General features: G+C 66.1%; 3 protein-coding genes. 2 read left to right on the top strand and 1 reads right to left on the bottom strand.

Annotated features, from left to right (window positions below):
* Nucleotides 1–374 precede the first annotated feature (374 nt).
* Nucleotides 375–1,994, top strand: coding sequence for a VCBS repeat-containing protein (locus QZX93_RS19860; RefSeq protein ID WP_295385080.1), 1,620 nt, complete (start codon nucleotides 375–377; stop codon nucleotides 1,992–1,994).
* 131 nt (nucleotides 1,995–2,125) lie between these two features.
* Nucleotides 2,126–2,575 (top strand): hypothetical protein, encoded by a 450-nt coding sequence (locus QZX93_RS19855; RefSeq protein ID WP_295385079.1) that lies wholly within the window; start codon nucleotides 2,126–2,128, stop codon nucleotides 2,573–2,575.
* Nucleotides 2,576–2,867: 292 nt separating this feature from the next.
* On the opposite strand, the gene QZX93_RS19850 is transcribed toward QZX93_RS19855, so the two are convergent.
* Nucleotides 2,868–4,619 carry an ABC transporter ATP-binding protein gene (locus tag QZX93_RS19850; RefSeq protein WP_295385077.1) on the bottom strand — a complete coding sequence of 584 codons (1,752 nt, stop codon included), beginning with the start codon at nucleotides 4,617–4,619 and terminating at the stop codon, nucleotides 2,868–2,870.
* Between the last annotated feature and the right edge of the window lie 214 nt (nucleotides 4,620–4,833).

Below are 4,833 nucleotides of genomic sequence, written 5' to 3'. Positions count from 1 at the left end.
CAGACTCCGGTCGCCCTACGGGCTCCCTACGTCTGGCCCGCCGACCCGGCGGCCCCTCCCCTGCATCTCGCCCCCTGCCCCCGCCAACAGGGGACATCTCTACTTTGCGGAATAGGGGACATTTCTACTTTGGGTTGACATCATTACTCACCGCCAGCCGGCGCCGCGCCGAACCGGTGCCGGTCTGAATGCCACACAAAAAGCGATAAATTTCCGCTGGTATGCATCTAGGGGGCGCGCTACACTAAGGGCGTTTGTGAGAGACCGCAGTTGTTCACATCGAGTCGTTCACCACGAGAGCCGAGGGCGCTACCATGAAAAGAGACACTGTCCGTCATCCGTCACACTGGCGTCGTCGCGCCTCCTGGCTCGCGGTGAGCGCGCTGCTCGGGGTCCCCGGGCTGGCAAGCGCCACCGGCCCCGGCTATGGGGGGCTGGTTGGTACGAACCTAACGGGCGTGTCCGGTACTCCCCTCGCGGCCGCTACTGGTGTGTTCACGACGAGCGGGTTTCCGGACCTGGTCAATGTGCGTAATACCACCAATCAAGTGTCGGTGCGGTTGGGTAATGGCAATGGGACCTTCGGTGGCGCCAGCCTTTATACAACCGGTGCGGGTCCTTATGCTGTGGTAACCGGGCGGTTGCGCACGGTTAACACCAACGTCGACATCGTGACCGTCAACCGGACCGCCAACACCATCGACGTGTTGTTGGGCAACGGCGATGGCACCTTCGCGGCCCCCGTGCCCTATGCGAATAATGGGGCGACGAGCGCCCCGGTGGCATTGGCGCTGGGCGATGTCACCGGCGAGGGCAACGTGGATATTGTCGTCGCCAACGGCGGCACTCCCGGCACCGTCAGCATATTCCTCGGCAACGGTGACGGCACCTTCGTGCCCCCCGATGCGACGCATGTGGTGGCGACTGGAGCGGCCACCGCGCCGCTGGGTGTGGTGCTTACCAATGTGTTTCATGCCACGCCAAGCACTGTACTCGATATCGTCACCGCCGACGGCAACGCCAACACGATCAGCGTGTTGCAGAACAACGGCGCGGGTAGCTTCACTGTTGCGTCGCACCCCTCCGCGGGCGCCGGCACCCCCAACCCGGTCGCCCTGGCAGCGGCTGATTTCAACGGCGATGGGTTCGCCGATATCGTGACCGCCAATTTCAGCAACAACGGGATTGGCGTGCTGGTCAACAACGGCTTCGGTGCCTTCCCGAGCGTGACTGAAATGCCGTCGCTCGGTAGCGTACCATCGAACCCCATCGCGGTGGCGACGGCCGATCTGAACAACGACAGTTTGCTCGACATTGCCGTGGGCAACTCGAACAAAGGCAGCGGCGCGCAGACCGCCTATGGGGTGTTCAACGGCAACGGTGACGGCACCTTTGTTGGGGTTCAGAATATTACGACCCAGAACAGCACGTCCATGAGCGATTTGGTGGTGCATGATCTGGACGGCGACCTCAAGCCCGACGTGTTCATGGTGGACGGTGTCGGTAATAGGATCGGCGTGTCCATGAACCAGACGCAGTTGTCGCTGACGTTCATCGGTAACACCCTGCATATTACCCCACAGGCGCGCAGCGCCGTCATCGGCGGCGTCGTGACCTTTGGCAAGACGCTCAAATATACGATCCACTATACCACCCCGGATAACCAGGCCAATGTCGGTTGGGGTATCTGGGGCAGTGGGTGGCACGCACTCGTCGACCCCACGGTACCGGCCACCAGTCGCCAGGACCCCCAGTACCTGACCGTCGATATGCTCGCGACCCAGGGCAACGCGGGCAAACTTGCTTGCATGGCGGCCGGCGGCAGTACGGCCGCTTACCCCGTCCTTTGCTACCGGCCCCCGGGGGTCGAAAATTGGGCGCGTACGCCAGTCCCTCCTGATACCCTTAAGACCCGCTATTTCCGAATCTTTGCGCTAGGCAGCGTCAGCGGATGGACCGGGCCAAGTGCCGCCGCGGCCTGGGACAAGCCCTAACGTCCGGTACCCGGTCTCCCGGTCTCCCGGCCTTTGGCCGGGTGACGCAGTGGCTGGTCGGCCAGGTTTGGTGCGTCTGCCGGGCGTGGTTCGCCCGGCGGCGCGTCGGTAGTCAACATCGGAGACAGCTCATGATCCAAGGCCCCCGTGCATCGCTGGCCGTCGGCTTGGCGGCGCTCGCCCTGCTGGCCGGCAGCAGCGATGCCGCCGATCCGGCGGCGGGCCCGCCGCCCGGTCTATCGTACAGCGGCGACAGCCTGCACCTGGTGCCCCCGCCGGGCGCCACGGTGACCCGCTATACCATTCACTCCAGCACCCAGGCGCGCGTCAGCGCCGGGGAACGCTGGGTCATCTGGGCCAAGCAATGGCCGGCAACCGTGACCGATATCGCGCTGGGCGCCGCCCAGACCAAGGCCGGCTGCGAGACCCTGGGCCCGGGCGCGGTCTGTTTTAGGCCCGCCGGTTTCGGTGAGCAGGGGCCGGGCCAGACGCGAGTGTATCGCGCCTTTGCCCTGGTGGACGGAAAGTGGTCGCTGCCCAGCCCAGTGCTCAGCGTGACCCGGCCCGCGCCTGAGCCCTGATTGGCCGCCGGGGCGTGCCGCCCCGGTGGCGTTAGCGCGGCGACGCGCAATCGCGGTCCGAATGGGCCGCGATGTGATGGACAAAGATCCAACTCCTGGGTAACGCCCGCTCCTCCCCGAGCTCGCCCCGGTCCGCCGCGGCGGCGACCGGCAGTTGCGCTGCGCGGGCCAGTTCCCGCACCGCCCGATCCGGGTCGCCCAGCCGATACCGGCGGTATTGCGCGTCGCCAGCGACGCCAAAGTCGCATCATGGAATGATCGGCATGGTGTGGCGTGGTCTGTGCGAGCCGTTTCAAGAGATGACGCCAGGGCCTCGGATCGGCTCCCACGCGCCCACCCGCCCGGCCTGCACCCGCACCATGCCATCGAGCAGGTCGCGGATCTCCTCGTAGCGGTGGGTGACGATGAGCACCGTCATGCGCCCGTGCAGGCGGCGCAGGGCCTCAAGTACCACCTGCTGATGCGCGCGGTCGAGCGCGCTGGTGGCCTCGTCCAGGATCAGTAATTGCGGTTCCCGCAGCAGTGCCCGCGCCAGGGCCAGACGCTGCTTTTCGCCGCCGGACAGCCGCACACCGCGCTCCCCCACCCAGGTATCCAGGCCGTCGGGTAGACCCCGCACGAAGTGCGCGGCGGCGGCCTGCTCCAGCGCCGCCAGCAGCCGGTCGTCTCCGGCATCCAGCGCGCCCCAGGTGAGATTGGTCCGGATGGTCCCGTCGAGGATGGCGGTGTCTTGCGGTACATAGGCGATGCGCCGCCGCCAGCCGGCAGCCGGCGTCAGCGGGGTGCCGTCGATCAGGATTTGGCCGGACTGGGGCTCATTCAGGCCGCTCAACAAGTCCAGTAGGGTGGTCTTGCCCGCGCCGGTCTCCCCGACGATTGCCGTGGTGCGGCGGGCCGGGATGAAGAGATCGGGGATTTCAATGGCCTGGCTGCCGTTGGGATGCCGGTAGGCGACCGCGTGCAAATGCAGTCCGGTGGCCAGGGTGACGGTGCCGCCGCGGCCCGTCGGCGCATCGCGGTGCGCGCGGGCGCGCGTCACCCACTGCTGCCAGTTGGCAAAGGCCGGTGCCATGTGCCAGAGCTGCTGCAACCCCAGATGAATGCCGGACACCTGCGGCAACATGCGCGAGAAGATGGCAATCAGCACCAGCAGGCTGGCCGTCGGCAACTGGACCCAGACCAGCGCGGCATAGGTGAGTGCGGCCAGGGCCAGCGCCCCGCCGATCCGGAAGGCCAGTTGCGAGCGGGTGCGCACGGCATTGAAGGCCAGTTGGTGTTCGCGCAGATGCTTGGCGACCTCGCCGAATTGGCGCTGGTAACCTGCCTCCTCGCCATGGATTTTGATGAGCTTCAGCGCGCCCAGAAACTCTTGGGCGTCGCTGAACAGTGCCTGGTTGGCCCGGCTCACCACCGCGCCGCTCTGCTTGGCCATATCCCTTGACTTGCGCAGCACCCACCACAAGACCGCCCCGGTGAGCAGCGCCAGTCCGGTAACCGGCGCAGACAGGTGGAAGGCTACGGCCAGATAGACCGGAAACACCGCCAACTGGGTGATCAACTGCAACAGGAAGATCGTACCGGTGCCCACCCGGTTGACCTCGGTGGTCAGCACGCTGAGAAACTCGCTGCTGTGATGCTGGGCGAGAAAACGCCAGCGCGCCCCCGCCAGGGCGCCAAACAGGGTGTCGCGCAAATGGTCGACGAAACGCAGTTGCAGCCGCTGCGACCGTCGCTCCCGCAGCAGTGTTACCGTCGCTTGCAGGGCGATCAGGCCGACGAAGAGCCCCAGCATCAGCAACAATTTGTGTGCTGCCGGGAGGCCGTCGAGCAGCCGTGTCACGCCGGCTGGCAGCGGCAGTGACAGGGTGTGTCCCGCCGTGCCGCCGAACACGCCGGCCAAGGTCAGCAGGGGCAGCAGCAGCATGAGTCCCAGTCCTTCCAAGGCGGCGCCGGCCAGGTTCAGCCCCAGCGTGATCAGCGCCGGCCGGCGGTCGAAGCGCCAGAGTTCGGCCAGGAAGGGACGCAGGGCAGCCGTTTGACTCATACGGATAGGATCGTCATAAAATTTTGGCACGGTAACGAAAGCGCTACCCGATGGCAAGGCCAGCATGCCGGCCAGCAGGGCGGAACCGTTCTAGCCAGGACTCTCTGTTGCAACCGGCGGTTGTCCGCAACACTGGACAACGCCAGGTGGCCCGGGTATAAAGCACGTCGGTCCCCTTACTGTCCGAGGCCCCGTGCGTGAACCTTCGTGAGGT

This window comes from uncultured Thiodictyon sp. (genome assembly GCF_903946935.1).
Classification (GTDB): Bacteria; Pseudomonadota; Gammaproteobacteria; order Chromatiales; family Chromatiaceae; genus Thiodictyon.
Note: the sequence above shows the minus strand (reverse complement) of the source record. Positions and strands in the feature narration are given on the sequence as shown.

What these genes read in the sequence shown, in the direction of transcription:
- QZX93_RS19855 (WP_295385079.1), top strand. Translation starts at nt 2,126, where the DNA reads ATGATCCAAGGCCCCCGTGCATCGCTGGCCGTCGGCTTGGCGGCGCTC.
- QZX93_RS19850 (WP_295385077.1), bottom strand. Translation starts at nt 4,619, where the DNA reads ATGAGTCAAACGGCTGCCCTGCGTCCCTTCCTGGCCGAACTCTGGCGC.